This is a genomic window from Pseudoalteromonas sp. SIMBA_162, from assembly GCF_046535955.1.
In the GTDB taxonomy this organism is placed as follows: Bacteria; Pseudomonadota; Gammaproteobacteria; order Enterobacterales; family Alteromonadaceae; genus Pseudoalteromonas; species Pseudoalteromonas marina.
Genome location: NZ_JAWJBQ010000750.1, coordinates 1 through 255, shown reverse-complemented (window position 1 = coordinate 255; position 255 = coordinate 1). Strand labels below are relative to the sequence as shown.

Sequence of the window (255 nt, the reverse complement as noted above, 5' to 3'; positions counted from 1 at the left end):
ACAAGGTGCGGAATCGCCCTGGGGCGGCGCACAACTGACGTTTATCGCCCGCCGCGATGTTACGCCACAGCCACCACAAACGCCGCAAGCCTTACTGGAGTTTGCTAAAGCCAATCCCGGCACGGTTACCTATCCGCGCCCACCGGACTTTACCGGCACGGCGTTTCTTGAACAGTTGCTGATTATGCTGACGCCCGATCCCGCCGCATTAAAAGAAGCGCCGGACGATGCGACTTTCGCCCGTGTCACTGCTCC

General features: G+C 60.0%; 1 pseudogene. It reads left to right on the top strand.

Annotated elements, in window-relative coordinates:
* Positions 1 to 255, top strand: a pseudogene (locus tag R0J88_RS21680) (ABC transporter substrate-binding protein); the annotation flags it as partial.